The organism is Chamaesiphon sp. OTE_8_metabat_110 (assembly GCF_031382685.1).
Taxonomy (GTDB): Bacteria; Cyanobacteriota; Cyanobacteriia; order Cyanobacteriales; family Chamaesiphonaceae; genus Chamaesiphon.
Genome location: NZ_JANMZA010000572.1, coordinates 1 through 4,007 on the forward strand (window position 1 = coordinate 1; position 4,007 = coordinate 4,007).

Annotated in this window: 4 protein-coding genes; 3 read left to right on the forward strand and 1 reads right to left on the reverse strand. The window is 48.4% G+C overall.

The window, feature by feature from the left end:
- A partial coding sequence (locus tag RMO52_RS20695) for an inositol monophosphatase family protein (RefSeq protein WP_310418044.1) occupies positions 1 to 669 on the forward strand: 669 nt, incomplete at its 5' end.
- 75 nt (positions 670 to 744) lie between these two features.
- Here the strand turns inward: RMO52_RS20695 and RMO52_RS20700 are convergent.
- Positions 745 to 1,344, reverse strand: coding sequence for a Uma2 family endonuclease (locus tag RMO52_RS20700; protein ID WP_309742092.1), 600 nt, complete (start codon positions 1,342 to 1,344; stop codon positions 745 to 747).
- A gap of 519 nt (positions 1,345 to 1,863) precedes the next feature.
- Here RMO52_RS20700 and RMO52_RS20705 point away from each other — a divergent pair.
- Both RMO52_RS20705 and RMO52_RS20710 read left to right on the forward strand, forming a co-directional pair.
- Positions 1,864 to 2,772, forward strand: coding sequence for a molecular chaperone DnaJ (locus RMO52_RS20705; protein ID WP_310418047.1), 909 nt, complete (start codon positions 1,864 to 1,866; stop codon positions 2,770 to 2,772).
- A gap of 83 nt (positions 2,773 to 2,855) precedes the next feature.
- The coding region (locus RMO52_RS20710) for an ATP phosphoribosyltransferase regulatory subunit (RefSeq protein ID WP_310418051.1) at positions 2,856 to 4,007 on the forward strand (1,152 nt) is incomplete at its 3' end.

The window sequence follows — 4,007 nt, forward strand, 5'->3', positions numbered from 1 at the left end:
GTAATTTTAGAAGTCTTGCGCCAGCATTTCCCGGAGCATTCGATCTTGGCTGAGGAATCGGGACAATATGGGGCGACCGATGCGAAGTACCTCTGGGCGATCGATCCCCTAGATGGGACGACAAATTATGCTCACCAGTACCCGTTTTCCGCCGCCTCGATCGGGTTGTTAATCGATGGGGTGCCGACAGTCGGGGCAATCTACGATCCGTTCCACCGCGAACTATTTAGCGGTGCGCTCGGACTGGGTGCCACTTGTAACGACAAACCGATTCACGTTTCGAGTGTGGCTAAATTAGCTCAAAGTCTGCTTGTCACTGGATTTGCGTACGATCGCCGCGAAACTGCGGATAATAATTATCAAGAATTTTGCTATCTCACCCACGTTACCCAAGGTGTCCGACGGGCGGGAGCCGCATCCATAGACCTCGCTTACGTCGCCTGTGGCAGGCTAGATGGCTATTGGGAGCGGGGACTATCGCCATGGGATTTGGCGGCTGGGGTGGCGATTGTAGAGGCGGCTGGTGGAATTGTTACTGCCTACGATCGCACGCCTTTTGACATTCGATCGGGTCGAATTTTGGCAACTAACGATCGCTTACATGAGGAGTTGAGTCAAACACTACTGCATGTCGCACAGATCGAACCTTGGTCTTGGCTCAAACCCTGACTTATATTACTAGGATCGATGCTAGGAGGAATCTTTGCTCGTCGAATCCTGGGTACTCGATCGAGATATTGCTATTTAATTAGGATGTGCCTGACGGAATCTCTCGACAGCTTCAATCCGGGAAGTCTCGCCGATGAGAATACATTCAGCCACGATCGCTAGATCGATGGGCGCAAGTACAGAAATTTGACTGCGGTTTACTTTTTGATATCCATCAGATTGGAGGCTATAAACGGCTAAGACACCATCATCCCAAAACCAAACTTCATCAATTCCTAACTCCCGATAGCACTGTAATTTAGATTCATCGCCACTGGTGAAGTTGACTTCAACACACAGCTTGGCTCCTTGAATTTCATAGGATTCATCCGCCTCAGCCGCCGCTGCACCTTCCCGCTTTTGAGTCATCGATCCGGTAGGTTCAAACTCAATTTTGCGATCTAATAAAAATACCTCAATCAAAATCGCAATAATCTTTTTGAATAATTCATGTGCAGCTCCCGGCATCAGAATTTCAATCGTCCCACTGTAATAAAATAACTTTACCCCACGAGTATCATTGAAACCTTGTTGCAGATGCTCGAATTGTGCCCAGGTTTTTCCGCGCTGGATCGTGCGGACATCTCCTTTCCCGATCGCAACTTCAATTGGGGATGTTCTACTCGCGATCGTCATTTTATCTCCAATTGCTCGTGGGCGTTGTGTCTCGATCGACTAATTATATCATTTGCGATTCTCGATCGAATCGCGCTAGTTAAGTATCAAATAACCTGTGTGCGAGATGTGAATGTTTGCAAGTATGATTTTATGCTGCCCCAACATCTTACTACTAGCTCATAGCGGCATTTCAAGCCGAGAGAACAGATCTTTAATTGAGCGATCGGCACTTAAGGATTACAAATGTAGTAAAGCGCAATCATGATTTTCGACCCTTTTGTACCCTCTGCTGGCTTTTGCACTATTTGTGTCAGGTGGGGCTAAAACCTAATTACCAACAAATTTTAGGCAAACGTGAATATTGCGATCGAAATAGGGAATATATAAAGGGTGTACCCCGAAAAAGTCTGCGCCTGGATACAGGTAGCAGCAGAATCCGAAGCCTAAAGCTTGCGACCCGACCGCAAGCGATACCACTCAGATCTGGGCGTACTCAATCCAACCCACGAGATACCTGTTGCTGCGGATCGCATGTCTATGAGTTTTCAATTAGATCGAGGACTATTTCAATTTGAATTCACCGATCGACACGCTATTCTGGGTGTGGGCGTGAATGCTGAAGAAATAAATATTAGAGAACGCTACCAAGCTGTAGCCAGGTTATTGCATCCCGATAGTGCGCGCTGGAAAACAGAAGCAGATAAACAGCTTGCTATAAGATTGTTTTCGCGACTGATTACTCATGCTTACGGGCAATTGTCGCGACAGTCGCAGCTTCAAGAGCAGATTATCATGCTCGACCTGTTGGGTAAAAGATTGGTCGAACAGAGCAGTCAAATTCAGATCGCCGATCCGTTATGCCAGCAACTTTACCAAAGCGGTAATGATTTCGAGCATGTTTACGATCGGCTCTTGACGCAACTAGCAACCGAGCAGTATTCAGATCCCAACAATAGCGCGCCGATTATCAATCAAATTAGCGAATTGAATATGGTGTATCTGTTACGCAAACAGTTGCAATCAGTCAGGTCTACACCTCCAGTAGCTGCGAATAATCCTACTGCAAGTGCGGCTAAAGAAAACTCATCCGCCGAGTCAAATAAACCATCTCCAGTCGAAGGCGCATTGCGACGCGCCGAAGATTATACGAGCAAGAAAAATTGGGTCAAAGCAGTACCCGAAATCAAAGAAGTCATTAGTGCCGAGCCAAATAACGCCCGAGCGCACACCTTGTTGGGACTGGTTTATCTCAATCAGCACCAATTAACTATGGCAAAAATTTCGATTAATAAAGCCCTGCAACTAGCACCTAAAGATCCCCAAGTGCTGCAAGCTAAGCAGGAATTCGAGCGGGCGTCCAATCCGAGCAACGGTACTAATGGTAAAAATGCTCCCAAAAAAGCCAGTGAAGGAATGTTTAGTGGCTTATTTGGCGGCAAGAAATAGCCCGAGCGGATCTTTAATCCCAAACGTGTGATGAGCCACTGCACGCGATCGATTAAAATTAGGAAGTTGCCACCTCCAAACACATGACAGATCGCAATCCTGCTGTTTTCTTGCCCACACCAGGCGATAATAATGCCCATCCTCAATTTGTTGGCGGCGATGCTGCTGGTACGGAGCGCACCTCGGCGCAGCTTGCAACCAACCGCAGCGCGTCCATTAATTTTTATGCGCCCGGTGCTAGGGATTTATTACCGTTAGATGTCGCTCAGCAGCAGTGGGTGGAAAGCGGCATTCAGGATGTATTTCACCGCTGGGGCTACCATCGGATCGTGACTTCGACCTTGGAGCGACTGGAAACGCTGATTGCTGGCGGAGCGGTCGATCGCGAAACTGTCATTCAAATTCCGAGCGCCAAAGGTGGTACGCTAGGCTTGCGCCCAGAGTTGACTGCTTCGATCGCCCGTGCAGCGGTAGCGCGAATGGGGGATCTATATCCACAGCGGCTGTATTACAACGCTAACGTCTTTCGCCGTGCCGATCTCGAACATCACGGTCGTCAACAAGAATTTTATCAATCGGGAATTGAATTACTAGGCAGCGGCGGGATGCTGGCTGATGTCGAAGCGATTCTCTTGATGGTGGATTGTTTGAGATCCTTGGGCGTTCCTAATTGGCAAATCATCCTCGGCGAAGCAGGTTTGAGCCGCGCCCTCATCGCCCAATTCCCGATCGAATTTCAGACCCAAATTCGGCATTGCTTGGCACATCTCGATCGAGTTACCCTCGAACGATTGCCGCTGACGCCTCAGCACCAGCAACTAGCACTCTTACTACTAGATTTACGGGGCAATCCGGCTGGGGTATTGGCACGATTGACTCAGCTCGAACTCGATCCCCAGAGTCAAGCAACCATCGCCCATCTCCAGACTTTAATCGAATTATTGACGACCACTAGTCAAACATCATTACCGCTCATCTTGGACTTAAGTCTGATCCAAACCTTCGATTACTATACTGGTATCGTCTTTGAAGCAGTCAGCGTTACTGAAGATCGCGCTCATATTCTCGGTAAAGGTGGCCGCTACGACAAACTACTGGCGCTCTATCACCCACAGGGGCAAAACTTCCCTGGGATTGGCTTTGCATTGAACATCGATCAATTGCAGCAAGTCCTACAAACTAACCCTGCCATGCCGCACACAGCCCCCAAGTCCGACTGGTTAGTAGTCGCAACG